This window comes from Dorea sp. Marseille-P4042, from assembly GCF_900290215.1.
Lineage (GTDB): Bacteria > Bacillota > Clostridia > Lachnospirales > Lachnospiraceae > Dorea > Dorea formicigenerans.
In genome coordinates this window covers 224,863-250,720 of the sequence record NZ_OLMI01000002.1, presented here as the reverse complement: position 1 = coordinate 250,720, position 25,858 = coordinate 224,863, and the positions used below count along the sequence as shown (strand labels likewise).

At 40.2% G+C, this 25,858-nt stretch carries 25 protein-coding genes, 1 tRNA gene and 3 pseudogenes; 28 read left to right on the top strand and 1 reads right to left on the bottom strand.

What is annotated here, in order from left to right; translation table 11 throughout:
• Positions 1 to 4 precede the first annotated feature (4 nt).
• The 12 genes from guaB (at position 5) to C7E02_RS06570 (ending at position 9,452) form a co-directional block, all read left to right on the top strand.
• The gene (gene guaB, locus C7E02_RS06620) at positions 5 to 1,459 is read left to right on the top strand and encodes an IMP dehydrogenase (protein WP_005331653.1); all 1,455 of its coding nucleotides are present in this window, start codon (positions 5 to 7) and stop codon (positions 1,457 to 1,459) included.
• A gap of 138 nt (positions 1,460 to 1,597) precedes the next feature.
• Positions 1,598 to 1,819, top strand: coding sequence for a hypothetical protein (locus C7E02_RS19670; protein WP_242978869.1), 222 nt, complete (start codon positions 1,598 to 1,600; stop codon positions 1,817 to 1,819).
• A complete protein-coding gene (locus tag C7E02_RS06615) occupies positions 1,755 to 2,387 on the top strand; it encodes a peptidoglycan recognition protein family protein (protein ID WP_242978834.1) in 633 nt (210 codons plus the stop codon). The genes C7E02_RS19670 and C7E02_RS06615 overlap by 65 nt, the downstream gene beginning before the upstream one ends.
• Before the next feature lie 117 nt (positions 2,388 to 2,504).
• The gene (locus C7E02_RS06610) at positions 2,505 to 3,290 is read left to right on the top strand and encodes a shikimate kinase (protein ID WP_105309115.1); all 786 of its coding nucleotides are present in this window, start codon (positions 2,505 to 2,507) and stop codon (positions 3,288 to 3,290) included.
• Positions 3,290 to 3,799 carry a YqeG family HAD IIIA-type phosphatase gene (locus tag C7E02_RS06605; RefSeq protein ID WP_105309114.1) on the top strand — a complete coding sequence of 170 codons (510 nt, stop codon included), beginning with the start codon at positions 3,290 to 3,292 and terminating at the stop codon, positions 3,797 to 3,799. Before C7E02_RS06610 ends, C7E02_RS06605 begins: the two co-directional genes overlap by 1 nt.
• Before the next feature lie 86 nt (positions 3,800 to 3,885).
• Positions 3,886 to 4,443, top strand: coding sequence for an elongation factor P (efp, locus tag C7E02_RS06600; protein ID WP_005331647.1), 558 nt, complete (start codon positions 3,886 to 3,888; stop codon positions 4,441 to 4,443).
• Positions 4,444 to 4,567: 124 nt separating this feature from the next.
• A complete protein-coding gene (locus C7E02_RS06595) occupies positions 4,568 to 5,443 on the top strand; it encodes a DUF5688 family protein (protein WP_029731294.1) in 876 nt (291 codons plus the stop codon).
• 212 nt (positions 5,444 to 5,655) lie between these two features.
• A tRNA-Arg gene (locus C7E02_RS06590) sits at positions 5,656 to 5,727 on the top strand.
• Positions 5,728 to 5,762: 35 nt separating this feature from the next.
• The gene (locus C7E02_RS06585; protein WP_105309113.1) at positions 5,763 to 6,344 is read left to right on the top strand and encodes a hypothetical protein; all 582 of its coding nucleotides are present in this window, start codon (positions 5,763 to 5,765) and stop codon (positions 6,342 to 6,344) included.
• A gap of 139 nt (positions 6,345 to 6,483) precedes the next feature.
• Positions 6,484 to 7,746 carry a S1C family serine protease gene (locus C7E02_RS06580; RefSeq protein ID WP_105309112.1) on the top strand — a complete coding sequence of 421 codons (1,263 nt, stop codon included), beginning with the start codon at positions 6,484 to 6,486 and terminating at the stop codon, positions 7,744 to 7,746.
• A 36-nt stretch (positions 7,747 to 7,782) separates the two neighbouring features.
• Positions 7,783 to 9,018 carry a serine hydroxymethyltransferase gene (glyA, locus tag C7E02_RS06575; protein ID WP_005337806.1) on the top strand — a complete coding sequence of 412 codons (1,236 nt, stop codon included), beginning with the start codon at positions 7,783 to 7,785 and terminating at the stop codon, positions 9,016 to 9,018.
• Between the two features lie 23 nt (positions 9,019 to 9,041).
• A complete protein-coding gene (locus tag C7E02_RS06570) occupies positions 9,042 to 9,452 on the top strand; it encodes a hypothetical protein (protein ID WP_105309111.1) in 411 nt (136 codons plus the stop codon).
• 174 nt (positions 9,453 to 9,626) lie between these two features.
• On the opposite strand, the pseudogene C7E02_RS20425 reads toward C7E02_RS06570, so the two are convergent.
• Positions 9,627 to 9,836: pseudogene (locus C7E02_RS20425) on the bottom strand (manganese catalase family protein); the annotation flags it as partial.
• Between the two features lie 205 nt (positions 9,837 to 10,041).
• Here C7E02_RS20425 and C7E02_RS06560 point away from each other — a divergent pair.
• The 16 genes and pseudogenes from C7E02_RS06560 to C7E02_RS06480 all read left to right on the top strand — a co-directional run bounded on the left by C7E02_RS06560 (position 10,042) and on the right by C7E02_RS06480 (position 25,838).
• The gene (locus C7E02_RS06560) at positions 10,042 to 13,080 is read left to right on the top strand and encodes a VaFE repeat-containing surface-anchored protein (protein WP_105309110.1); all 3,039 of its coding nucleotides are present in this window, start codon (positions 10,042 to 10,044) and stop codon (positions 13,078 to 13,080) included.
• Between the two features lie 243 nt (positions 13,081 to 13,323).
• On the top strand, positions 13,324 to 13,638 hold the full coding sequence (locus C7E02_RS06555) for a YdcP family protein (protein WP_016440011.1): 315 nt from the start codon (positions 13,324 to 13,326) through the stop codon (positions 13,636 to 13,638).
• 15 nt (positions 13,639 to 13,653) lie between these two features.
• On the top strand, positions 13,654 to 14,040 hold the full coding sequence (locus C7E02_RS06550; protein WP_016440012.1) for a YdcP family protein: 387 nt from the start codon (positions 13,654 to 13,656) through the stop codon (positions 14,038 to 14,040).
• Positions 14,041 to 14,140: 100 nt separating this feature from the next.
• Entirely contained in the window at positions 14,141 to 14,701 is a 561-nt protein-coding gene (locus C7E02_RS19665; protein ID WP_016440013.1) for a hypothetical protein, read from the top strand.
• 97 nt (positions 14,702 to 14,798) lie between these two features.
• Positions 14,799 to 15,595 (top strand): annotated as a pseudogene (locus C7E02_RS06540) (ATP-binding protein); the annotation flags it as partial.
• Positions 15,596 to 16,327: 732 nt separating this feature from the next.
• A complete protein-coding gene (gene ltrA / locus C7E02_RS06530; protein WP_105309109.1) occupies positions 16,328 to 18,148 on the top strand; it encodes a group II intron reverse transcriptase/maturase in 1,821 nt (606 codons plus the stop codon).
• 115 nt (positions 18,149 to 18,263) lie between these two features.
• Positions 18,264 to 18,869 (top strand): annotated as a pseudogene (locus C7E02_RS06525) (ATP-binding protein); the annotation flags it as partial.
• Positions 18,870 to 19,039: 170 nt separating this feature from the next.
• On the top strand, positions 19,040 to 20,251 hold the full coding sequence (mobT, locus tag C7E02_RS06520; RefSeq protein ID WP_016440015.1) for a MobT family relaxase: 1,212 nt from the start codon (positions 19,040 to 19,042) through the stop codon (positions 20,249 to 20,251).
• Positions 20,252 to 20,255: 4 nt separating this feature from the next.
• Complete coding sequence (locus tag C7E02_RS06515; RefSeq protein WP_005363224.1) at positions 20,256 to 20,387, top strand: DUF3789 domain-containing protein; 132 nt, start codon at positions 20,256 to 20,258, stop codon at positions 20,385 to 20,387.
• Positions 20,388 to 21,265: 878 nt separating this feature from the next.
• Entirely contained in the window at positions 21,266 to 23,176 is a 1,911-nt protein-coding gene (gene ltrA / locus C7E02_RS06510) for a group II intron reverse transcriptase/maturase (protein ID WP_105309108.1), read from the top strand.
• 103 nt (positions 23,177 to 23,279) lie between these two features.
• Complete coding sequence (locus C7E02_RS19660) at positions 23,280 to 23,504, top strand: hypothetical protein (protein WP_242978832.1); 225 nt, start codon at positions 23,280 to 23,282, stop codon at positions 23,502 to 23,504.
• Between the two features lie 98 nt (positions 23,505 to 23,602).
• Complete coding sequence (locus C7E02_RS06500) at positions 23,603 to 23,806, top strand: hypothetical protein (protein ID WP_016440016.1); 204 nt, start codon at positions 23,603 to 23,605, stop codon at positions 23,804 to 23,806.
• Positions 23,806 to 24,513 (top strand): AbiTii domain-containing protein, encoded by a 708-nt coding sequence (locus C7E02_RS06495; RefSeq protein ID WP_105309106.1) that lies wholly within the window; start codon positions 23,806 to 23,808, stop codon positions 24,511 to 24,513. The genes C7E02_RS06500 and C7E02_RS06495 overlap by 1 nt, the downstream gene beginning before the upstream one ends.
• 91 nt (positions 24,514 to 24,604) lie before the next feature.
• Positions 24,605 to 24,850, top strand: coding sequence for a hypothetical protein (locus C7E02_RS06490; protein WP_016440018.1), 246 nt, complete (start codon positions 24,605 to 24,607; stop codon positions 24,848 to 24,850).
• On the top strand, positions 24,832 to 25,326 hold the full coding sequence (locus C7E02_RS06485) for an antirestriction protein ArdA (protein WP_105309808.1): 495 nt from the start codon (positions 24,832 to 24,834) through the stop codon (positions 25,324 to 25,326). The genes C7E02_RS06490 and C7E02_RS06485 overlap by 19 nt, the downstream gene beginning before the upstream one ends.
• A gap of 23 nt (positions 25,327 to 25,349) precedes the next feature.
• Positions 25,350 to 25,838 carry an antirestriction protein ArdA gene (locus C7E02_RS06480; RefSeq protein ID WP_005335611.1) on the top strand — a complete coding sequence of 163 codons (489 nt, stop codon included), beginning with the start codon at positions 25,350 to 25,352 and terminating at the stop codon, positions 25,836 to 25,838.
• Positions 25,839 to 25,858: the final 20 nt, after the last annotated feature.

Sequence of the window (25,858 nt, the reverse complement as noted above, 5' to 3'; positions counted from 1 at the left end):
AATCATGGGAAAGATTATTGGAGAAGGTATTACATTTGATGACGTACTTTTAGTACCAGCTTATTCAGAAGTAATTCCGAATCAGGTTGATCTGTCAACATATCTGACAAAGAAGATCCACCTTAACATACCGATGATGAGTGCAGGTATGGATACGGTTACAGAGCATCGTATGGCAATTGCTATGGCTCGTCAGGGAGGAATCGGTATCATTCATAAGAATATGTCTATTGAGGCTCAGGCTGAAGAGGTAGACAGAGTAAAGCGTTCTGAGAATGGTGTTATTACAGATCCATTTTATCTTTCACCGGATCATACACTGGCAGATGCTAATGAATTAATGGCTAAATTCCGCATTTCAGGTGTGCCGATCACAGAGAACGGAAAGCTGGTCGGTATTATCACGAACCGCGATCTGAAATTTGAGGAAGATTTCTCAAAGAAGATCAAAGAGTCTATGACTTCTGAGGGGCTCATCACAGCACCGGAAGGAATTACACTGGAGGAAGCAAAACGGATCCTTGCAAAAGCAAGAAAAGAGAAACTTCCAATTGTAGATAAGGATTTTCACTTAAAAGGACTTATTACAATTAAAGATATTGAAAAACAGATCAAATACCCTCTTGCAGCAAAGGATTCACAGGGACGTCTTCTTTGTGGTGCTGCTATTGGTATTACAGCAAACTGTATTGAGAGAGCTCAGGAGCTTGTCAATGCAAAGGTTGATGTTGTTGTTCTTGATTCTGCACACGGACATTCAGCAAATGTTATCCGCACAGTGGATATGATCAAGTCTAAATTCCCGGATCTTCAGGTTATTGCTGGTAACGTTGCAACAGGAGCTGCTACAGAGGATCTGATCAAAGCAGGAGCTGATGCAGTTAAGGTTGGTATCGGACCTGGATCCATCTGTACAACACGTATCATCGCAGGTATCGGTGTGCCTCAGATTTCAGCAGTTATGGATTGCTATGAAGCAGCAGATAAATATGGAATTCCGATTATTGCTGATGGAGGAATCAAGTACTCAGGAGATATGACAAAGGCAATTGCAGCCGGAGCAAATGTATGTATGATGGGAAGTATCTTTGCAGGTTGTGACGAGAGCCCTGGAACATTTGAGTTATATCAGGGAAGAAAATACAAGGTTTACCGTGGTATGGGATCTATCTCCGCTATGGAGAACGGAAGTAAAGACCGTTACTTCCAGACAGATGCCAAGAAACTGGTACCGGAAGGTGTCGAAGGACGTGTCGCTTACAAGGGAAGCGTAGAAGATACTGTATTCCAGTTAATGGGAGGCCTTCGTTCCGGTATGGGTTACTGTGGAGCACCGACAATCGAAGATCTGAAGGAAAAAGGAAGATTTGTCAAGATTTCTTCTGCATCATTAAAAGAGAGTCACCCACATGACATCCACATCACAAAAGAAGCTCCGAACTACAGCGTAGACGAGTAAGATCAGTAATTCATTGGTGAGCTGCTTTTGCATTAAAAGATAGAATTGTGGCTGAGTGAACAGCAGATAATAAAATTCATAAATTAATAAGAATTCATTCATAAAATGTTTCGCTGGAATATGTAGAATATATATCAGATGAGTGATGACTTCACCTCTATAGGTGACGGACAGCAAGCATGCCTGGGGCATTCTTGGATCAGAAAAAGGCGGGGCAAAGAACGTGCAGATGAAGAGGAACAGAAAAAGAAGAACTCTAAGCACGACAAAGAAGAAAAGAAAGACCCAGCGGAATATCCGGCTGGGTTTTCTTATTCTTGGAATTGTGCTAGTGGTCATGCTGATTATAAAAATAAATAATCCGGGATTTTTTTCCAATAAGTATTATGAGTTGGATACGAAAGCAGTGGATGCATCAAAGCCTGATATTGATGTGGAGCTTCTGACACCGAATCCATATTCCAGATCGCAGGAGAAGACAGACAAGATTACAGGGATTGTTATTCACTATACAGCTAATCCGGGAGCAACGGCTATAGGTAACCGGAATTATTTTGAAGGGTTAAAAGACAGCCACGAGACGAAAGCCAGCAGTAATTTCGTGGTGGGACTGAACGGGGAGATCGTGCAGTGCATTCCGACCTGGGAAGTGGCGTATGCATCGAATGACCGGAATTATGATACAGTATCCATCGAATGCTGCCATCCGGATGCGACTGGAAAGTTTAATGATGCGACTTATCGTTCTATGGTCCAACTGACGGCGTGGCTTTGTCTGAAGTTCAACCTGACAGAAGAAGATGTGATCCGCCACTATGATGTGACTGGGAAAATCTGTCCGAAATATTTTGTGGAAAATGAAGGCGCATGGGATCAGTTCCGGAAAGATGTAAAGTCAGCTATGGCGATGAACAAGAATCCGGAATAGGAATGAATAGAAAAAAATAAGGCAGTTGCGAAATAAGATAATTGTTGGTATAATACACCCGATAAGACAGAAAAGAAGTGGATAAAGAGGCCACATTTGACACAGGAGTAATATACGATGAACGATTTGGAAATGTACAGAGAGAGTCTGGCGCTTTGTGATGATAAGATTATTGACGTGCTTGTTGAAAGAAGTAAAATAGTAGAAAAAATCATGGCATATAAAGAGGAATATGGTATGCCGATTTTACAGCCGCAGCAGGAGGCAAAACAGGCCTCGAGACTGGAAGAAAAGCTGAATGGTAATAAGTACAGAGAAGAGATTAAGGATATCTTTGAATGTATCCGTATGAACAGCAAGAAGATCCAGGCAAGAAAGTTATTCAATTACAATATTGTAATGATCGGATTTATGGGAGCTGGAAAATCAACAGTGGCGGAGTATTTAAGTACCATGTTTGCCATGGAAGTTGTAGAGATGGATCAGGAAATTGTGAAAGAGGAAGGAATGAGTATTCCGGACATTTTTGCAACTTATGGCGAAGAATATTTCCGTAACTGTGAGACAGAACTCCTGAAGAAAATGCAGAGCCGCAAAAATGTACTTATTTCCTGCGGAGGCGGAGTTGTACTTCGAGAATGCAATGTAGAACAGATGAAGAAGAATGGAAGAGTCGTTCTTCTGACTGCCAGTCCGGAGGAAGTTTATGAGCGCGTGAAAGATTCCGATGACAGACCGGTTCTCGCAGGACGAAAGAATGTAAAAGGTATTGCAGAATTGATGGAGGCACGTCGTGAAAAATATGAGGCAGCAGCCGATATTATTGTCAATACGGATCACAAGACTGTTCTTCAGGTGTGTGAAGAGTTAGTACAGAGACTGACAGAAATGGATGGAGAGTAATGTTTGACAGATTTTTCCCGGATAGATATGTGGCTTCCACATATGTGATTGATTTTGAAAAATTATATGAAGAAGGATATCGTGGCCTGATCTTTGATATTGACAATACACTTGTACCGCATGGAGCACCGGCTGATGCGAGGGCAATCGCACTCTTTGACAGATTAAAAAAGATTGGATTTAAATGTTGTCTCATTTCCAATAATCAGGAGCCGCGTGTAAAGATGTTCAATGAGCCGATTCAAGTAGATTATGTGTACAATGCGCACAAGCCATCAACAAAGAATTACCGGAAAGCTATGGAAATCATGGGGACTGATGAGATAAACAGTGTGTTTATTGGAGATCAGTTATTTACGGATGTCTGGGGCGCAAAAAGAACTGGGATTTCCAATATTCTTGTGAAACCGATTCACCCAAAAGAAGAGATTCAGATTGTGCTGAAGAGATATTTGGAGAAGATTGTATTGTATTTTTATGCAAGAAGCAAGAAACAGGCGAAAAAATAGTTGAAAAAAGGCACAATCTATTATAAAATGGTAAAAGTGAAAACGTATAAAGTGCCATTCGGGTGCGATTAAGGAGGATATATACAATGGCTGATGCTTATATTGAAAAAGGTACGACGTATGAGATCGACGGAAAGGTATATGAATGTCTGGAATTCTTACATGTAAAACCAGGTAAAGGTTCTGCTTTCGTCCGTACAAAACTGAAAGATGTTATCAATGGTGGTGTTGTTGAGAGAACATTTAACCCATCTAAAGATGTATTGAAGAAAGCATTTATCGAGAGAAAGACAATGCAGTATTCCTATGTTGACGGAAACCTGTATTACTTCATGGACAACGAGACATTCGAGCAGATTCCGGTTGATTCTGAGGATGTTGGAGATAGCCTGAAGTTCGTAAAAGAAGGAACAGACGTAACTCTGAAATCATATCAGGGTAAAGTATTTGCAATTGACCCACCGACAACTGTTGAGCTTCTGATCACAGAGTCTGAGCCAGGTGTAAAAGGTAACACAGCAACAGGTGCTACAAAACCGGCTATCGTTGAGACTGGTGCGCAGGTTATGGTTCCTCTGTTCGTTAATGAGGGAGAGGTCATCAAGATTGATACACGTTCCGGCGAGTATCTTTCAAGAGCATAAGCTTAAGAAAAACATAAGAAAAATAAACGACAAAAGCCTTGCATTTTTTGCAGGGCTTTTTTATAATTCTAATACCATAATATTTGAAACACAGAAACTGCTGCTGTCTGAGGAAAGGAGATGTATGGATTATAAGCAGTTTTTAGAGACAGTAGAGAAAAATGTAAGAGTGAACATGGGGACACACATCAGAGTCAGCACACGTACCGTGAAGAAGAATAACGGAACCGAGCGGAGCGGGCTTCTGATTGAGGATGACAGTACGAATATTTCACCGACCATCTATCTGGAAGAATATTATCAACAGTTCCTTAGCGGCAAAGGAGTTGATAAGATTGCAAAAGAAGTGGCCGATTTGTATGAGGATTTGAAAGTTGACCGGCCGTGGGATGAACAGAAGCTTGGAGAATATGATAAAATCAAGGAAAAAGTGATTTATCGTCTGATTGGTCGTGAGGCAAATGAAGAACTTCTTCAGGAAGTGCCATATGTGCCATATCTTGATCTGGCAATTATCTTTTGTGTACTTTTTGAAGCAGGAGATTATGGCATGGCGACAATGATGATCCGTAACCGGCATCTGAAACTGTGGCATGTGACAAAAGAGGACATTTATCATCAGGCAAGATATAATACATGGCATGAACTTCCGGGAGAATTTCTGACTATGAGTGATTTGATTGCGGAACTTACAGGAATAAAGGAGAAATGTCCGGAAGAACCTATGTATGTATTGACGAATCAGATCCGCAATTATGGAGCATCAGCAATTCTGTATCCAGACAGACTTGCAGGTATCAGTTTATGCCTTAAAGAGAATTTCTATGTGGTTCCAAGTAGTGTCCATGAGATGATCATAGTGCCGGAGAGTGCTTCGCCGGGACGGAGAATGCTGACAGAGATGTTAAGAGAAGTCAATGAGACACAGGTACCGGACGAAGATATTTTGTCAGATCATGTTTATTATTATGACAGAAAAGAACGGAGATTGCGATTATAAGAGAAGTGAAGAGCAGTCAATGCAAGTAGCGAAAGATAATCTATGATATAGAAGAGTATTATAATTGGTGTATGGGAGCGCCAGCGGTCAGGAATGCCGAAGGCGCTCTTGCTATAATGTTATGATGATTCGAATTGTGTAGAAAATTATCTCATGTATTTACTTTACTTTGTGAGATAAATGTGTTACTATTACAAAGTCAAATTGACCAGGCACCCGTAGCTCAGGGGATAGAGCACCGCCCTCCGGAGGCGGGAGCGGCGGTTCGAATCCGCCCGGGTGTGTATGAATAACGAGTACTGATGTGTGGAGGAGATCTATGAAGAGAAGGTGGATTGTCCTCCTGCTTCTTTTTATGACGATAGGAGCAGCGGGGTATGGATTTGCCAGAGAAGAAGCACAGAAGGTACAAAAGACAAGTTCGTTGAAGATACAGGCTGTTTATCTGGAATGTGAATCGGAAGAGGCAAATCCGCTTTTGGAAGATGCAGTTTTGGAAGTGAATCGGGCAGTGGAAGAACACTTTGCGAAGATGCAGGAAGAGACAGGCTATGTAGAAGCTTATCATAATCTGCATGTGTATACAAAGGAAGGAAAAGATGCGGATACATATGTGACATTTGTGACATACGATATGAAAATCCGAGGGATTTATACAGAAGTACCAGGACTTGCAACATTTTATGTAAAAAAAGAAAAGGACAAGATGCAGGTAATCTCAGATCCAAAAGAGAGTGACGTACAGAGATACATTGCAAGACTTACGAAACACCAGGATGTTCAGAATCTGTTCCGGAAAGTGAATGAGGAGTATAATGGAGCACTTCAGTCCGATGCACTTTTGCGGGAGGCGTTGAGCGAATTGCAGAATGCATATGGAAGCACAGAAGATAACGGTTAAATATTTTAGAAATAGAGAAGTATGCTGTCAGAAGCATGCTTCTTTTTTAAATTTATAGATTTGACAAGATTTCATCACAATTCGAACACATTTAAACGATACAATCTATTACAGAAATGAAGGAAAGGAGATTATTGATATGGAAAATCAATATACTTATTATAAACCAGAACCTGATGACATGAATGGTATGAACGAGGAAACGCCAAAGCCAAAGAAGAACCGAAAGGTGCCAAAACCAGTGAAACTTGTATGCGCCGGAGTTACATTTGGTCTTGTGGCAAGTGCAACATTCCAGACAGGAAATTATGTGGGAACAAAAGTGTTCGGCACAATAACTACAAACGGTAAGACTGCCAAGACAGCACAGACAGTGGATGGTGCGAAACTAACAACATCATCAAGCAGTACAGGAACTTCCGATATTGCAACGATTGCAAAGAATGCAATGCCATCTATTGTATCTATTACGAATATGAGCGTTCAGGAAGTACAGAGTTTCTTCGGAGGAACACAGCAGCAGGAGAGCACAAGCGTCGGATCTGGTATTATTATCGGCCAGACAGATAGTGAACTTCTGATCCTTACAAATAATCATGTAGTGGAAGGCAATGAAAAGCTTACAGTTTCTTTTGTGGATAATGAAAGTGTTGAAGCTAATGTAAAAGGAACTGATTCCACAAAAGATCTTGCAGTTGTGGCTGTAAAGATTAGCGATGTGAAAGATTCTACTATGGATAAGATTGCAGTTGCGACAATGGGAGATTCCAGTAAGCTTGAGGTAGGTGAACAGGTCGTCGCAATCGGTAATGCACTTGGTTATGGACAGTCTGTAACATCAGGTATCGTATCTGCAACGGAGCGGACACTGGACGGTTATGAAGGAGGTACTCTGATTCAGACAGATGCAGCAATCAACCCTGGTAACAGTGGCGGAGCACTTTTGAACTCTAACGGTGAAGTTATTGGAATTAATACCGCAAAAGTTGCAACAGACAGTGTAGAAGGTATGGGCTATGCTATTCCAATTTCTGATGCAAGCGATACGATCCAGAATTTGATGAATCAGGTGACAAAGACAAAAGTGTCTGAGGCAGAACAAGGATATCTTGGAATCCAGGGTGTAGATGTCTCGGATGAAAGTGCCAAGATGTATAATATGCCTACTGGAGTTTATATTTCCGATGTTGTGAAGAATGGTGGAGCCCAGCAGGCAGGTCTGACAAAAGGCAGTGTTATTACAGGACTTGAAGGAACCACAATCAGCGATATGAATTCACTGAAAGAACAGCTTCAGTATCATCGTGTGGGTGATAAAGTCAAGGTAACTGTACAGGTTCCTGGAAATAATGGCGAATATACTGAAAAAACTGTCGAAGTAACACTTGGAAGTAAATCATAAAAATGATATAATTGTCCCCATAGGAGGGACAGGACTATGTATACATTTGATGAAATTGAAAAGACAGACAGCGAAATAGCAGATGCGATCAAGGCAGAGATGGAAAGACAGAACTCACACATCGAGCTGATCGCATCTGAAAACTGGGTAAGTAAAGCAGTCATGGCGGCTATGGGAAGTCCGCTGACGAACAAATATGCAGAGGGGTATCCGGGAAAGAGATATTATGGTGGCTGCCAGTGTGTAGATGTTGTAGAGAATCTTGCCAGAGACAGAGCAAAAGAGTTATTTGGCTGTGAGTATGCAAATGTTCAGCCACATTCAGGAGCACAGGCAAACCTGGCAGTATTTTTTGCAATGCTGGAGCCGGGAGATAAAGTAATGGGAATGAATCTGGATCACGGCGGACATCTGACACACGGCTCACCGGTCAATATTTCCGGAAAATATTTTAATATTGTGTCCTATGGTGTCAATGAAGAAGGCGTGATCGATTATGATAATGTAAGAGAGATCGCTTTGAGAGAAAGACCGAAGTTAATTGTCGCAGGAGCAAGTGCTTACGCGAGAACAATTGATTTTAAAAAATTCCGTGAGATTGCAGACGAAGCAGGCGCATATCTGATGGTAGATATGGCTCATATTGCAGGTCTTGTTGCAACAGGACTGCATCCAAGCCCGATTCCATATGCTCATGTGACAACGACAACGACTCACAAGACTCTTCGTGGACCAAGAGGAGGTATGATTCTGTGTAACCAGGAGGCAGCAGATAAGTTCAACTTTAACAAAGCTGTATTCCCGGGAATACAAGGCGGACCATTGGAACATGTTATTGCGGGAAAAGCAGTATGCTTCAAAGAGGCATTACAGCCAGAGTTTAAAGAATATCAACAGCAGATTCTGAAAAATGCACAGGCACTCTGCAAAGGATTACAGTCCCGTGGCGTGAAAATCATTTCCGGAGGAACAGACAATCATCTGATGCTTGTAGATCTTCGCGATGAAGAGGTGACGGGAAAAGAGCTGGAGCGTCGTCTTGATGAAGCTCATATTACCTGCAACAAGAATACAATTCCGAACGATCCACGTTCACCATTTGTTACAAGTGGTGTAAGACTCGGAACACCAGCCGTCACAACAAGAGGCATGGTAGAAGAGGATATGGATGTGATTGCGGAAGGTATTGCACTTGTGATTAAGAGTGAGGATAATATTGAAAAAGTACGCGAGATGGTAAAAGGTCTGACTGACAAATATCCATTGATCTAAGAGATAGATAACAGGAGGTATTGATGATGAAGTGTCCAACATGTGGCGGACCATTGAAACCAAGCAAAAAAGATCCGGATTATCTGCTTTGCTATACATGTAAGAAAAAATTTAAAGTTCCACAGCATCAGGCGGAAGATGTGGCTCCGAAAGCAGAGCGTATGTCTGTGAAGAAAGAGGCTGGTAGAAGAGATAGTGCGAAAAAAGATAGCGCAAGAAAAGAGAATGTAAAGAGGGAACGTTCTGTAAAAGAACAGAAGTATTCCAATATTCCGCCAAAGGAAGTACGTGATAAGCGGGAACGCGAGATGAAAAAAGCGTATGATGACATGCTTTCTGTTGAAAAAGAGAAGGTGTCTAAAGCACCGATTATTATTCTTGCGATTGCAATTATCGTAGTGGCAGCAGTTATTGTGTATATGTTATTAAAGTAAGATGCAAAAGCTGAAAGTTTTCTTTAGGAGCCTTTTCTGAATTTTTTACAGAAACTGAGATTAATATTTTGTTATAGAAACTGAGAGTGTGGATGATCCACACTCTCATTATTATTTTGCAGGAGACTGCGTATACTTTCGGAAGGTATCGTTGGATATTTTTGGCTGATTGAATTAAGATTTAAGATCAAATTCAGGATTAATTGCATAGAAGTTCTTACTATCCAAGTGATCCTGGATGATTCTGAGACTTTCGCCAAATCTTTGGTAATGTACGATTTCACGTTCTCTGAGAAAACGAATCGGATCGCAGACTTCAGGATCTTTTACAAGCCGTAAAATATTGTCATAAGTCGTTCGTGCTTTTTGCTCTGGGGCGACCTCGTAAGAACAACATAGCTGGAAACCCTTGAAAATACGCCATTTTGCGTAGGACAAGCCTTTTCCTGCTACGATTGCATAAGAACAAAAACATAGAAAAATGAAGATGAAGCAAGCTATCCTACATAGTTCCAATGGTTTCAGCAACTAAGACGTTCAACAATGAGCGTCTATTTTTTTACCCAAAATGAAAGGAGAATCAAACATTATGAAAAAGATTATGAAGCGATTGCTTACAGGTGTACTTACCCTTGCAACCGTATTTACTGCATTACCTGTCACACAGGTTCATGCTGCGGATTCCGTCTATACTACTACGGACGGTAAAGCAGGAACAATCGTCAAGATTGACAATGGCGGTTCAGAGGTTTCCAGCTTTGAAGAAAGCATAATGAACGCTGACGGGCAGATTGCCTACTGTATTGATATAAACACAAATTTCCAATCGGGATATAAGAATCGTATCAATGCAACAGAGCGAATGAGCGACGACCAAATATCTGATGTGGCGTTGAATCTGGAATACGTCAAACAGTATGCAGAAAAGCACAGTCTTTCCAGCAAACAAGTCTATCTGTTGGAACAATGTGTTGTCTGGCGAAGATTGAGCGTTCACTTAGGCTGGGGGTACAACAATGTACGAGCTGCCTATGATGAAGTGTCAGAGAAAATCCAGTCAGAAGTCTATGAGAACGCAAAGGCTTTCGCTAAAGAAAATAAAGACCGTTACGATTGCGGTGGTTACATCTATGTTGGTGAAGGACAGGACTTAGGACAGTTCTGGGCGAAGTTAGCTGTCGGTGATGGCAAGATTCAGAAATCGTCCAGTAATACAGCGATTACAAAATCTAATGACTGCTATTCTTTATCTGGTGCGACTTATGGTGTCTATTCTGATAAAGGCTGCACGAAATCAGTTGCCACACTTATGACAGATGGCAACGGGAATACGGATACGGTGGAGTTGAGAGCTTCTACATACTATGTAAAAGAAATCGAAGCTCCAAAAGGATTCCAGTTAGATAACAACGTCTATACCCTTACGGTAAAGGCTGGTGAAACTTCCACATTGAAAGTCAGCGATACACCAAAAGTCACAGACACTTTGGTTGAGCTTTTCAAGATTGATATGGAAACAGGAAAAGCAACCGCACAGGGTAACGCTTCTTTAGAGGGTGCGGAGTTCGTCTGGAAGTATTATGACGGTTATTACACAAAAGATAATCTTCCATCAGAACCAACACGCACATGGACGACAAAGACAAAAGCGGAAAAAGGCAGCGATAACACTATCCACTATATCACAAGATTGGCAGATTCCTATAAGGCATCTGGTGACAGCTTCTATACACAAAACGGTACTATCTGTTTACCGCTTGGTACTATCACTGTAGAAGAAAAAGCTGCTCCAAACGGTTACTTGTTAGATGGTGCTTATATGCAAGCCGCTGGAAGTTCTGAACTGATAAAAGGCGTGTATGTGGCACAGATTACAGAAGATGGCGAACTTGCAGCATTAAGCGGCAGCAACCAGTATTCCGTATCGGACAAGATTATCCGTGGAGGTGTGAGAATCCAAAAGCGTGACCTTGAAACAAAAGACACAAAACCACAAGGCGGTGCAACATTGAAAGATACTGCCTTTGAAATCATTTCCTTAAATGATAATGCGGTATTGGTAGATGGCAAATTATACAACAAAAATGAAACAGTCAAGACAATCCATACAGGCGTTGACGGTATCGCTACGACTGCCGCAGATACTTTACCTTATGGGAAATACCGCTTAGAAGAAAGCAACGCCCCAGAGGGATATTTGACGGACGGTGCAAAACCGATTGAGTTTGAAATCACAGAGAATGGAAAAATCGTTGACTTAACTGACGAAGCACATTCCATCTACAATCAGATTAAACGTGGTGACTTGGAGGGTGTGAAAATCGGTGACGGTACTCATAAGCGACTTGCGAATGTTCCGTTCAGGATCACAAGCAAGACCACAGGCGAAAGCCACATCATTGTGACGGACGCAAACGGTCAGTTCTCTACCGCTGCTGACTGGGTATCTCATACACAGAACACCAACGCTGGCGAAAACAGTGAGGACGGTATCTGGTTCGGTACTTCCACACCAGACGACAGCAAAGGTGCGTTGCTCTACGATACCTATACAATCGAGGAATTACGCTGTGATTCCAACAAAGGAATGACACTGATTCCTGCTTTTGATGTGATAGTTTCAAGAAATAAGACTGTCATTCATTTGGGTACATTGACAGATGATTATGAACCAGAAATCTCTATCCATACTACCGCTGCTGATAAGGCAACAGGCGAAAAATCAATTGTCGCTGGTAAAAGCGTGACTATCGTTGATACCGTCACTTTAGACGGACTTACAAAAGGTACGAAGTATCAACTAAAAGGCTGGCAGATGGTGAAGTCTGAAAACGCACAGCTTCTTATTGATGGTGAGCCTGTGGAAAGTGATTACACTTTCACTGCAAAAAAATCAGAGATGGAAGTTGAGGTTTCTTATACATTCAATGCTTCTGCTCTTGGTGGTAAAGATCTTGTAACTTTTGAGGAATTGTACGATTTATCCAATCCAGACGAGCCTACAAAGGTAGCAGAACATAAGGACATTGAGGACGACGGACAGACTGTGACAATCACAGAGCGTATCATTACCATGCATACAACCGCTACCGACAAGGCAACAGGGAAAAAGACAATCGAAGCTGGTAAAGATGTGACTATCGTTGATACCGTCACTTTAGACGGACTTGAAAAAAGTGTGAAATATCAGCTCAAAGGCTGGGAAATGGTGAAGTCTGAAAATGCAGAGCTTATCATAAATGGTAAACGTGTAGAAAATGACCTTACTTTCACCGCTACCGATACGAAGATGGAAGTTCAGATTGCATTTACATTCAATGCCAGTGAGCTTGCAGGAAAAGAGCTTGTCACATTTGAGGAATTATATGACGTGACAAATCCAGACGAGCCTATCAAAGTAGCTGAACATAAGGACATCAAGGATAAGGGGCAGACGGTGACAGTCAAAGAAAAACCAGAATCCCCTGCCACATCAGAAGAACCCAGCACACCAACAAGAACAGGCAATTCACCAAAGACAGGTGACAATACACCATTTGCCGCATTGTTCGCTATGATGGGGATTTCCGCTGTTGGTCTTATTTTTGCAGGATATAAGAGATTTCGCAAAGTAAAGAAAGTTAAATAATACGGGAAGTCACAGTATATGAAAACTTCCCGTTCACCGCCCACCATAAAGAAGTCAGTCTGTAACTGACAGCTTAACCAAATTCTGCTTGATTATCATTTATCTTTCTGAATGGGGATTGTCAAGGGTGCTTCAAGCACAACGCTTGCCCTTGATGATTCACAGGCAGACAGATACTATCCAGACAGCAGAATGACACTATCAATCATTAAAAATATAGAAAGAAAAGAGGTAAATACATTTATGGAATTAAAACACGTTATCCCTAACATGGAAAGAACATTCGGGAATTTGGAATTTGCAGGTGAGAATAAGGTGGAACAGCGTAGGATCAACGGACGTATGACGGTCGTTTCCCGTAGCTTCAACCTTTATTCGGACGTGCAGAGAGCAGATGATATTATCGTGGTGCTGCCTGCTTCTGCTGGTGAGAAGAACTTTGAATCAGAGGAAAAAGTAAAACTTATCAATCCAAAAATCACCGCAGAGGGTTACAAAATCGGTACAAGAGGATTCACAAACTATATCCTGTCAGCGGACGATATGGTGAAAGCATAAGGAGGAAAAATTTATATGAGATTAGCAAATGGAATCATTATTGATAAGGAAAAGACATTCGGAGTGTTGAAGTTCTCGGCGTTGCGTCGTGAGGTACATATCCAGAATGAAGACGGTACGGTTTCTGAAGAAATCAAGGAACGTACCTACGACTTGAAGTGTAAGGAACAGGGACGCATGATACAGGTAAGTATTCCCGCCACTGTTCCATTAAAGGAGTTTGACTACAACGCAGAGGTGGAAATCATCAACCCTGTGGCAGACACGGTGGCAACCGCTACATTTCAAGGTGCAGACGTGGACTGGTACATCAAGGCAGATGATATTGTTTTAAAGAATAAGAATGGTCAGCCAGCAGGAAATCCACAGCACCATAACCAGCAATCACAGAATAAAAAATAAGTCATGTCGTTTTGTTGCTTGCAATATTGGAATAGGATATAATTTCCTCATAAAGTAAGATTTGTGATATACTAAAATTTAATAACGAGGAGGAGTTTAAGTGTCAGAAATTTTGCAACTACTAAATGATTTTCAAGGAATTATCGGTACAATTCTTGGTAGTGTTACAACACTGATTGTTACTGATATATTAAAAAAAAGAGGACAATTAAAAAATTATCTTGTTTCATACGAAGCCAAGTTTCAAACATTTCGAGATGTCGGTTGCAGTATGGGCGGCAAAAGGGATGAAGATTTTTATGGTTATTCTATAAAATATATAATTCAAATATATAATCAGAGTGATACTCCCAAAATAATGAGAGATTTTAGGCTAATATTCTATAAAAATGCAAAAGAACAATATTCCCTTATCCCTGATAATGAAGAAACCAGAAGATATTCTGCTCATATCTCACATATTGATGAGATGGAAGTTGCCAATATTGCTCCAAAAGAAATACAGGTATTAAAACAATCAATCTATGTTATGTATGATATGTTAGATAAAATTCAAGGTGCTGATAAAGTAGAATTGCAATATAAAGATGAAAAAGATAAAAATAGAAAAATTATATTATCAAATAAAGTAATTACAACAGATGATTATGTGCAAGAATAATATCATTTAATACTTGATTAAAACTTAATATTCTATATTGCATAAGCAGTAAATCTATAAGGTTTGCTGCTTTTTTTCATGGAAAGGAGATTTTTATATGCCACAATTCAAAAAATGGGGAAAACATATCAGAGCCAGCGACAAATCACTGGTTTTTCGTTTCTCGGCTGGTTCGCTGCCCTGCTGTTTCTTGCTATGATTATACTGTTGAACCTAAAGGCAATTGTAACAACGGACTGGGAATCGGTTAGCTTTCTACAAGATGGCAGTGTCCATTTTTCAGTTACGCCATATAGGATAGTTACGGTCATAGTGTCAGCTCTGGTCTGTGTGATTGCTGCCTTTTTGTATCAGCGTTTTCAGTATGACAGGGTGAAGCAGCTCTTCCACCGTCAAAAGCTAGCAAAGATGATACTTGAAAATGGCTGGTATGAATCGGAAACAACACAGGAAAGCGGATTCTTCAAGGATTTACCAGCGTCCAGTAAAAAAGAGAAAATCACCTATTTTCCTAAACTGTATTACCGTATGGATAACGGACTATTGTATATCCGTACAGAAATCACGCTGGGAAAATATCAAGACCAGCTCTTACACTTGGAAAAGAAGCTGGAAACAGGCTTGTACTGTGAGTTGGTGTCAAAAGAATTAAAGGACAGCTATGTGGAGTATGTCTTACTTTATGACACTATCGCAAATAGAATCACTATCAATGAAGTACAGGCGGAACATGGCAGCCTGCGTCTGATGAAAAATGTCTGGTGGGAGTATGACAAGCTCCCCCATATGCTGATTTCTGGCGGCACTGGTGGAGGAAAGACCTATTTTATTCTCACTATCATTGAAGCTCTGCTCCGCTGCAATGCGGTCATGTATGTGTTAGACCCGAAGAACGGTGCGAGACGTTTCTACTTGAAAAAAGTAGACACTGCACAATCAATTAAAATTGTGTTGGAGAACTGAACACACGAATAGTCGAATGATGGGGTAACGCCCTGAAAGGCTACTTTAATACTCCGACTGGCAGGATTATGAGTAAACATAGGTCTGTCAGAAGCTCGGTGAAGTCGGCAGAGAGATACCGTAACAGATAGCGCTGTCGAAAGATACCCAGAGGTGGGTGTCGTATCCTATATGCCGGAAGTCTATAAAATATCTATGGTTAGTATGTAGATGAGCGGTCTACTGACGAATCTTTGAATGTACAGGTCTATATCGGGACTGGATAGAAATGTCCAGTGACACAAATAGTGTCGCTACTGTGGGTGAGTAAGACTCGTTTTTATGAAAACCCATATAATGTTACAGGCATTATCAAAGTAGCAGGCTTAGAGAAGAAACCTACGGATATATATGTACAGATAGTGTGTTTGGAACGTTGAAAGCTGGCAACATGGAGATTTTACTGTCTATGAAGTGTTCACATCATAAGGTTGTTGTGAGATTAGCAATAATATAAGGTGTGTTTATGCCAGTGAAAGTGGTGGCACAGTACCTATGAAACCGTGATAACAAACGGTGGAGGGATAGCCACTAGTCATTGAAGAATAGAATTACTAAGAATGGTATGGGTTCGAGTAAGACTAAAAGATGTACTTGCTCCTGTGATTAAGGAGGGTACAGACCATGCTAAAGAAAGACAAGCTCCGCTATAACGAATATTATGATATGCAACATATTTATGATGAGTTATACGCACAGAGCAAAAATGGTAATAACTTTTATAAGTTACTGGAAATTATTGGTTCAGAACAAAATATCTGCTTGGCATACCGAAATTTAAAAACAAACAGCGGAAGCAAAACCGCTGGTACAGATGGGCTAACGATTGATGATATTAAACATTTATGTGATGAAGATATTATTATGAAAGTCCGAAGCAGCCTGGATAATTACCAACCAAAATCAGTCAGACGGGTTTTTATTCCTAAATCTGCAAGCGATAAAAGGCGACCTCTCGGAATCCCCTGTATCTGGGACAGACTTGTACAACAATGTATCTTACAAGTCCTAGAACCGATATGCGAACCTAAGTTCCATAATCATTCCTATGGATTCCGTGCGAATCGAAGTGCCCACCATGCACTTGGCAGAGTAACCAGTTTGATAAACATATCAAAGTATCATTACTGCGTTGATGTAGATATTAAAGGATTCTTTGATAATGTCAACCACGGGAAATTGTTAAAACAGATTTGGACACTTGGCATTCGGGATAAAAGACTGATTTGCATTATTAGTAAAATGCTGAAAGCTGAAATTGACGGCGAGGGTGTTCCAGAAAAAGGAACTCCGCAAGGCGGTCTGTTAAGTCCCCTGCTCTCGCTCATAGTCCTTAATGAATTGGATTGGTGGGTAAGCAGTCAATGGGAAACTTTCCAGCCAAAGCACCGTAATAAAAACGGTTGGTTTCAATATGCAAAGAAACATACGAGGTTAAAAAGTGGCTTTATTGTGCGTTATGCTGACGATTTTAAAATTATGTGTTCGACCTATGAAGAAGCACAGCGATTCTATCACAGTACCGTAGATTTTCTAAACAAAAGGCTGAAATTAGAAATCAGTCCAGAAAAATCAAAGGTAGTAAATCTGAAGAAAAATTCATCAGATTTTCTGGGATTCAAAATTAAAGTGATTCCAAAAGGGAAGACAAAACATGGATATGTTGCCAAAACAGATATGAACCAGAAAGCACTAAAGAAAGCAAAAACAAATCTAAAGTTAAAAGTCAAGGATATAGTCAGGCACACAACTACTTTCCAGATTGCACGTTATAATCTGGCGGTTATGGGAATGCAGAATTATTATTGTGTGGCTACGAATATATACAACAATTTAACAGAAGTAAGTTACGCTCTCTTACCGACCACCAGAGTTCGTTTTAAAAAGATTGCAAAGCTAATACCTTTTGAAACTACAAGTCAAGATTTCCAGATGAAAACAACTGGAATACGACCACAAACAAAAATTATTATGATTGCCGATACTCCTCTATTGCCAATCAACGGAGTAAAACACAAAAATCCGCTGAATTTCTCACAGGATATATGCAACTTTACAGAACACGGAAGAAGCAAAATACATGAGGAAATAGCATTGGTAACGAAAGGAGAGATACGGATTCTTTTAGAGTATAAAGACACCACAAAGAGTGTTGAATTTAATGATAATCGAATTTCGGTATTTATAGCCCAACAAGGCAATTGCTATATCACTAATCGAAGGCATAGCCCGACTGATATGGTTTGTATCTACAAGAATATTACCGAAACAGATAGAGATAAATACCAAAATCTTGTATTTGTTGAAATACCAATATCAAAAGCGATACTGACTGAATCAGTACAACAGGCGAAAATGTGGTTGATGAACTATGGCTTGAGCAGTCAACAAAAGAAAAAGCTGAACAAAATACGAGCGAACTATGGATACCAAGCAATAAAATAACCAGAACTTATGAATCTATTTGAATATGATGGAACGCCGTATGAAGCGAAAGTTTCATGTACGGTGTGAAGCGGGGGAAAACTTGGAGATAACATCAAAGAGTTACCTATCGCTATCCGACCTTGCGGATTTATCCGTCGTCATGCCAGAAGTCTATTACAAAAAGGAAGATATAACTGCCTGTATTGACAGATTTTATGACGGTATGATGGCAAGAAGTGAAGCTATGAAACTCATGGAGAACTACAAGACGGGTGAAAACTATGCCTATCTTGGTCTTGCTCCGCATTTTCTCATTTTTGATGAATATGTGGCGTTTATGGAAATGCTGACGACAAAGGAAAACGCCGCTGTTTTAAATAAGCTTAAACAAATAGTCATGCTCGGACGACAGGCAGGTTACTTTCTCATTCTCGCCTGTCAGCGACCAGACGCAAAATATCTCGGTGACGGAATCCGTGACCAGTTTAACTTCCGTGTTGCATTGGGGCGTATGTCAGAGCTTGGCTATTCCATGATGTTTGGTGAGGTAGACAAGGACTTTTTTCTGAAACAGATCAAAGGACGTGGATATGTCGATACGGGAACGAGTGTCATATCCGAGTTTTACACTCCCCTTGTACCCAAAGGACACGATTTCCTAAAAGAAATAGGCAGATTGTCACAAAACAGGCAGGACGGACAGGCGGCGTGCGAAGCGAAAGCCGCAGGTACGGACTAGCCTGTGTTGGTGTGGCTTGCCACACCAACCATTCGCCCCCGTTATCTAACAGGGGGGCACAAATCAACTGAAAACAGTCAATTTAATATGGAAAAATCCTTAAAATATGAGGATTTTTCAAACATTCAAGGGAATGTGACAAAATCGGTAAATGTCACATTCCTTTTCGATTGGAGGGATTTTTACTGAACGATACCGACTGGATAAATGATTTTAAAGAAAAACGGACACAGTACGGCGTTTCCCAGAATCAGCTTGCGGTCATGGCTGGTGTCAGCCGAGAGTATGTCAGCAGGCTTGAATCTGGAAAAGTAGCCTTGACGGAAGAAATCAAGGGGAAATTCACGGACGCTCTGGATAAATTGAATCCAGACAATCCGCTGGAAATGGTCTTGGATTACGTCAGAATCCGATTCCCCACACAGGACGTTAAGCACGTGGTTGAGGATATTCTCAAATTAAGGCTTGATGTGATGATACATGAGGATTTCGGGTTCTACTCCTATGCGAAACATTATGTCTTGGGTGATGTGTTCGTGCTGACTTCGCCCGATAAAGAAAAAGGCACATTGCTAGAGCTGAAAGGGAAAGGCTGCCGCCAGATGGAGAGCTACCTTTTGGCACAGCATAGGAGCTGGTATGACTTTCTCATGGACGCTCTGATAGAGGGAGGTGTGATGAAACGTCTTGACCTTGCCATCAATGATATGGCAGGAATCTTAGACATTCCAGAGCTGACAGAGAAATGTAACCATGAGGAATGTATTTCCGTATTCCGCAGCTTCAAGAGCTACCGCAGCGGTGAGCTTGTAAGAAGTCAAGAACAGGATAAATACGGTATGGGAAATACATTATACGTCGGTTCGCTCAAATCGGAAGTCTATTTCTGTATCTACGAAAAGGACTATGAACAATACGCAAAGTATGACATAGCCATTGAAGATACGAAAATAAAGAACCGTTTTGAAATAAGGCTAAAGAATGAGCGAGCCTATTATGCGGTGCGTGACCTGCTGACCTACCACGATGCAGAGCGTACCGCTTTTGATATTATCAACCGCTATATGCGATTCGCTGACAAGGAGGTGGATAAGCGACGCAGCGAATGGAAAACCAATGAGAAATGGGCGTACTTTATCGGTTCTGATCGTGGGCGTTTGAAACTGACGACCAAACCAGAACCGTACACGCTCGCAAGGACGCTGAACTGGATAAGCAGACAGGTAGCTCCCACATGGAAAGTCTTACAGCAGATAGACAATACCAACGGTACGACTTACCTCAAAGATATTTTAGACCATGCGAAGCTCACCGAGCGTCATAAAAAGCTGATCGAACAACAGACGACTTCCACAGAGGAAATCATCAGTAAGGAGGAATGACAACATGAAGCATATCTTATTTGACTTCTTCCTGTTCTCACTTGGGGCAGGATTCGGAGTAGTAACTATGTGTCTTATGCAGTCTGCAAAAGCCGCAGACAGAGAAATTGAAATGATGGAAAGGAGAAAGAGATAATGAATTTCGGACAGAACTTATGTGCGACTCGTTCCTTAGTGAAAAGCTAAGGCACTAATAAAAGAACGAAAAAGTTTGGTTATTAGGAGAACTGATAATCTGACAGGTGGAATGATGAAGTAACGCTCTGAAACGCCTGCCCTGAGCCTCCNAACTTATGTGCGACTCGTTCCTTAGTGAAAAGCTAAGGCACTAATAAAAGAACGAAAAAGTTTGGTTATTAGGAGAACTGATAATCTGACAGGTGGAATGATGAAGTAACGCTCTGAAACGCCTGCCCTGAGCCTCCGACAAGCATTGTATGAGGAAACTCAGAATGTTTGAAGCTCGGTAAAGACGGCTGAAAGATACCGTAATAGTTGATGAACATATATCTTCTATCGAAAACTATCCAGAGGCGGGTAGCGTATCCAACAGGTCGGGGGTCTATAAAATATCTATGGTTAGAATGTTCTATAAGGAACTGACGAAACAGCGAATGTACGGGTCTAAATTTGAACTTTGTAGAAATGCAAAGGTACGAGAAATCGTAGCTGGTGTGGCAAAGTAAGAATATAGGTTATGAAATGCCATATAACGTTACAGGCGGTATCAAGCCAGCAGGCTTATAGCTAGTGACCTAAGGATATATATGTATAGATAAGATTATCGGAACGAGGAAAGGTATTGGGTTCTCATCAAGAGAATAAACTGACGAAGAACAATAAGCAGTTGAACTAATGCTGAAAAGCAGAGGGCGAACCTAAGAAATTCTTGTAATGAGAATGGAGGAATGCCCTCAAGTCGTGTATATATTAGAAAAGTATTATGTTGTTTCAATAAGGATTACGAGTAAGATAAAAAAGCTCACTCAATTTCAAGCAAAGGAGTGAAGCCTTATGCCTAAAAATAAAAATGAAACATTGTGTGTAGAAGATTTAAGACACGCCGAATATTACGAAATGCAAAACACCTTTGATGATTTATATGCCAAAAGTAAGAATGGAGATATTTTCACTCATCTTATGGATATTATCCTATCGAGAGAAAATATATTACTGGCATATCGAAATATCAAAGCAAATGCAGGCAGTAAAACAGCAGGAACAGACGGTACAATAATTAAAGATATTGGCAAATTGCCAGCAGAAACAGTTGTCAAAAAAGTAAGATACATTGTTGCAGGCAGTCCACATGGGTATCGATCTAAGCCAGTGAGGCGAAAAGAAATACCAAAACCAAATGGGAAAACCAGACCTCTAGGTATTCCTTGTATGTGGGACAGGCTTATACAACAATGTATAAAACAAGTATTAGAACCAATCTGCGAAGCTAAATTTAGTGAAAACAGCTATGGTTTCAGACCTAATAGGTCAGTTGAAAATGCAATAAAAGCAACCTATAACCGCCTACAAATCAGCCAGCTACATTATGTGATTGAATTTGATATTAAGGGTTTCTTTGACAACGTGAACCATTCCAAGCTGATAAAACAGATATGGGCTATGGGAATACGGGACAAGCACTTGATATTCATTTTAAAAAGGATATTAAAAGCTCCAATCAAAATGACTAACGGTACAATAACATATCCAGAGAAAGGAACTCCGCAAGGGGGAATAATATCCCCACTACTAGCAAACATTGTTCTTAATGAGTTAGACCATTGGGTAGAAAGCCAATGGCAGGAAAATCCTGTTACAAAAAACTATGTGGTTCATATCAATAAAAGCGGTAGCCCATGTAAAAGCAACGCTTACAAAGAAATGAAGAAAACAAAGTTAAAGGAAATGTATATGGTTCGTTATGCAGATGATTTTAGAGTTTTCTGCCGCTACAAGGAAAGTGCTGAAAAAGCCAAAATAGCAATCACTCAATGGATTGAACAACGATTAAAATTGGAAGTATCACAAGAAAAAACAAGAATTGTAAATGTTAGAAAAAGATACTCCGACTTTCTTGGTTTCAAGATTAAAATGATACCGAGAAGAAAGAAGTTAGTTGTTAAATCACATATAAGTGATAAACAATTCAAAAACCAAAAAGACAAGCTGGTATCACAGGCAAAGAAAATTGCTTCTCCCTCAAAAGGGAAAACGGAATTAGAAGAAACAAGACTTTATAATTCAATGGTATTAGGTATGCAAAATTATTATCAGATTGCAACGAATGTAAATCTGGATTGTATGAAACTGAATAGAGCTGTAATGGCTATCTTCACTAACAGATTAGGTACAAACAAAAGGGGCAGATTGAGAAAAACAGGCAGACAACTTACGACAAAGGAGGCAACAAGATATGGTAAATCTAAAATGCTCCGGTATGTTGCTGGCGAGGGCGAACCTATTTTCCCTGTTGGATATATCCAACACAGAAAACCAATGGCAAAGGTGTATTTAGCGAATTGCTACACTCTAGAGGGAAGAAAATTTATCCACACCAATCTAAGTGTTGATAAATTACTGATGTACCAGTTAATGAAATTATCTTTGGAAAATCGCACAATAGAATACGCAGACAATCGAATTTCGCTATTTTCTGCTCAACATGGAAAATGTGCTATAACTCTGGAAGAATTTCAACAAGCTAATGAAATACACTGTCATCATATTGTACCAACTGGAGCTGGTGGAAATGACGATTATAAAAATCTTATTTTGGTAAAAGAGGCGGTACACCGTCTAATACACGCTAAAACAGAAGAAACAATACAAAAATATATAGCTCTATTGAAGCTAAATAAAGTCCAGCTCATAAGACTAAATAAATATAGAGTATTAGCTGGCAATCAAGAATTAAACTTGATATAGGTCTACTACATAAATACTTTTCAATATAAACACGATGGAACGCGGAGTGCGGTGAAAGTCGCACGCTCCGTGTGAATGGGGGGAAAAGTTTGAGATATTTATAATATCAGGAACTTACCTATCCATATACAACTGGTTTTTATCTAACGCACAATCCCTTGTGCTTATGGCAATCGCTGTTATCGGGGTGTATCTCGGATTCAAGCGTGAGTTTTCCAAACTTATCGGCTTTCTGGTGATTGCCTTAATCGCTGTCGGCTTGGTATTCAATGCCGCTGGCGTAAAAGACGTACTGTTACAGTTATTTAATAAGATTATCGGAGCGTAATGCTCCGATAGTCCTAAAGTAAAAAACAAAAGATTGTATATCATCTATATTAGTGCTAAAATCATATGCAAATATAGATTTACTGGAGGAATTATTTAGTGGGAATAAACATTGGTGATGGCAACAAGATTGTAAATTCAAATATTGCAGAAAAGATAGAGAATACCAATCTTAAAGAAAAAAAGAGATTTTATGATAAGCACCCGTGGATTTGTGGCATTTTGGTTTCTCTTTTTGTGGGTATAATTTTATTATTTTCTTTCTGGCAAAATATTATTACATGGATTGAGGGGTGGTTTTAATGGCTAAAAGTCAAATTATTAAAGACCTTGCAAACGGTAAGGCAGATACACAAACTGCACTGAAACGTACGAAGGTATTATTGCAAGATTTAGAAAACGATGATTTGCTTGATTGGGTAAACTATGAAATAGAAGGTTATCCTGATGATGTAGAAATTCCAGATTATAGAGTAATTGGAGGACAACTATATGGAACTTATTTCAAAGGGTCAATGGCAAATCATATAACATATAACCATGTTCCTTTACCACTTGGTAATTTGCCCGATGAAATTAAAGAAGATATTTTGACTATTAAAATCAGACAAGGTATCGAAGCATTAAAAGGTGTTATTGCAGAAAGTGAAAAAAATGATAATAGCGGATTGATAAAACCGATTCCTGCTGAATATTATCCATACATAGCACAGGCAAACAATGACCTCGGTATGATGATTGCAACAGCTAGTGTTGAGCTTAATATGCCAAAAGTATTAAATATTTTTCCAAAAGTTGAAAGTAAATTGCTTGATATTCTATCATATTTGGAAAAACAATTCGGTAATTTAGATGATTTAGATATTGATATTGAAAGCAAAAGTGAAAAAGAATTGAATAATATTATAAATCATATCCATGTGCTAATATATAATGATAAAAGTGTTACTTTAGGAGATAACAACAAAATCAAAAACAGTAATATTGCTTCTTCCATTAAAGAAGATTAAAAGCACTAAGAATCAACGATTGTAATAAAAAGGCAGCAACTTTATTGGTTAGCTGCTTTTTCTATGCAAAATTTTAAGATTGGAGGACACTATGAAAACAGATATTTTTGAGGATATGAAAGACTGTATCGGCTGTAATGATGTTTCTGACCTGCCCTACCACAAACGTGAGGTGTGGGAAGAAATCAAACGACAGTTACCGCTTGATTATCCCAAAGAACAGTTAGAAAAATTTTCTCATTATGTGTTCGGTGTAGATTATGCTGTTATAATGGGAATACTGGAAATGAAGAAAGGAAGTGACAGACCTTGCAGGAAATGCGAATCTACCTTTTAAATAATACGAAACCCTACCATGACGAGGACGACGGTTACTCTGGTGACTGGTTTCACTGCCCTGTGGACTTTGAGGAAGTCAGAGAAAAGCTCGGTGTGGAAAACGAAGAACAGATTAAGATTGCAGACTATGAGCTGCCCTTTGACTTACACAGCGATACGCAGCTCTGGGAAATCAATGCCAACTGCCGCATGGTGCTGGAATTGGAGGGTACGCCTATCGGCAATGAAATGAAAGCCATTCAGCAGAAATGGTTTTCCAGCTTCGAGGAATTTATCGACCACAAGGACGAGATACGCTACTATGATGTGGGTGACGGTGCAGCTCTGGCAGAATACCTTATCCGTGAAGAATATGTTTTTGGTGAGATTCCTCACGAACTGTTGAAACATATCGACTATCACTCCTATGGTAGTGAGCTGGAAATGGACGACAGATACTTATTTACCACAAGCGGCGTATTCCGCTATCAGTAAAGGGGTGATGTGGTATCGAAGAAATGCGAATCTATATCGCCAATCTTGGGAAATACAACGAGGGTGAGCTTGTGGGTGCGTGGTTTACGCCGCCCGTTGATTATGACGAGATGGCAGAACGTATCGGCTTGAATGACAGATACGAAGAATACGCAATCCATGATTATGAGCTACCCTTTGAGATTGACGAGTACACACCCATTGAGGAAGTCAACCGCCTGTGTGAAATGGTGGAGGACTTACCAGAGGACATACAGGACGAATTATCGGAACTGCTAGGCTATTACAGCAGCTTGGAAGATTTGTGCGAACATGCAGACGATATTATCCATTATCCCGATTGTGACGATATGACAGACGTTGCCTATTACTTCATAGATGAATGTCAAAGTCTGGGTGAGATACCAGACAGAATCCGCAGTTACATAGACTATGAAGCCTACGGGCGTGACCTTGATTTAGAGGGGCGTTTTGTCGTCACCAATCATGGCGTGTTTGAATGTCCGTATTAACAATTACAACTGAATATTTT

What these genes read in the sequence shown, in the direction of transcription:
- guaB (WP_005331653.1), top strand. Translation starts at nt 5, where the DNA reads ATGGGAAAGATTATTGGAGAAGGTATTACATTTGATGACGTACTTTTA.
- C7E02_RS19670 (WP_242978869.1), top strand. Translation starts at nt 1,598, where the DNA reads ATGAGTGATGACTTCACCTCTATAGGTGACGGACAGCAAGCATGCCTG.
- C7E02_RS06610 (WP_105309115.1), top strand. Translation starts at nt 2,505, where the DNA reads ATGAACGATTTGGAAATGTACAGAGAGAGTCTGGCGCTTTGTGATGAT.
- C7E02_RS06605 (WP_105309114.1), top strand. Translation starts at nt 3,290, where the DNA reads ATGTTTGACAGATTTTTCCCGGATAGATATGTGGCTTCCACATATGTG.
- efp (WP_005331647.1), top strand. Translation starts at nt 3,886, where the DNA reads ATGGCTGATGCTTATATTGAAAAAGGTACGACGTATGAGATCGACGGA.
- C7E02_RS06595 (WP_029731294.1), top strand. Translation starts at nt 4,568, where the DNA reads ATGGATTATAAGCAGTTTTTAGAGACAGTAGAGAAAAATGTAAGAGTG.
- C7E02_RS06585 (WP_105309113.1), top strand. Translation starts at nt 5,763, where the DNA reads ATGAAGAGAAGGTGGATTGTCCTCCTGCTTCTTTTTATGACGATAGGA.
- C7E02_RS06580 (WP_105309112.1), top strand. Translation starts at nt 6,484, where the DNA reads ATGGAAAATCAATATACTTATTATAAACCAGAACCTGATGACATGAAT.
- glyA (WP_005337806.1), top strand. Translation starts at nt 7,783, where the DNA reads ATGTATACATTTGATGAAATTGAAAAGACAGACAGCGAAATAGCAGAT.
- C7E02_RS06570 (WP_105309111.1), top strand. Translation starts at nt 9,042, where the DNA reads ATGATGAAGTGTCCAACATGTGGCGGACCATTGAAACCAAGCAAAAAA.
- C7E02_RS06560 (WP_105309110.1), top strand. Translation starts at nt 10,042, where the DNA reads ATGAAAAAGATTATGAAGCGATTGCTTACAGGTGTACTTACCCTTGCA.
- C7E02_RS06555 (WP_016440011.1), top strand. Translation starts at nt 13,324, where the DNA reads ATGGAATTAAAACACGTTATCCCTAACATGGAAAGAACATTCGGGAAT.
- C7E02_RS06550 (WP_016440012.1), top strand. Translation starts at nt 13,654, where the DNA reads ATGAGATTAGCAAATGGAATCATTATTGATAAGGAAAAGACATTCGGA.
- ltrA (WP_105309109.1), top strand. Translation starts at nt 16,328, where the DNA reads ATGCTAAAGAAAGACAAGCTCCGCTATAACGAATATTATGATATGCAA.
- C7E02_RS06515 (WP_005363224.1), top strand. Translation starts at nt 20,256, where the DNA reads ATGAAGCATATCTTATTTGACTTCTTCCTGTTCTCACTTGGGGCAGGA.
- ltrA (WP_105309108.1), top strand. Translation starts at nt 21,266, where the DNA reads ATGCCTAAAAATAAAAATGAAACATTGTGTGTAGAAGATTTAAGACAC.
- C7E02_RS06495 (WP_105309106.1), top strand. Translation starts at nt 23,806, where the DNA reads ATGGCTAAAAGTCAAATTATTAAAGACCTTGCAAACGGTAAGGCAGAT.
- C7E02_RS06490 (WP_016440018.1), top strand. Translation starts at nt 24,605, where the DNA reads ATGAAAACAGATATTTTTGAGGATATGAAAGACTGTATCGGCTGTAAT.
- C7E02_RS06485 (WP_105309808.1), top strand. Translation starts at nt 24,832, where the DNA reads ATGCGAATCTACCTTTTAAATAATACGAAACCCTACCATGACGAGGAC.
- C7E02_RS06480 (WP_005335611.1), top strand. Translation starts at nt 25,350, where the DNA reads ATGCGAATCTATATCGCCAATCTTGGGAAATACAACGAGGGTGAGCTT.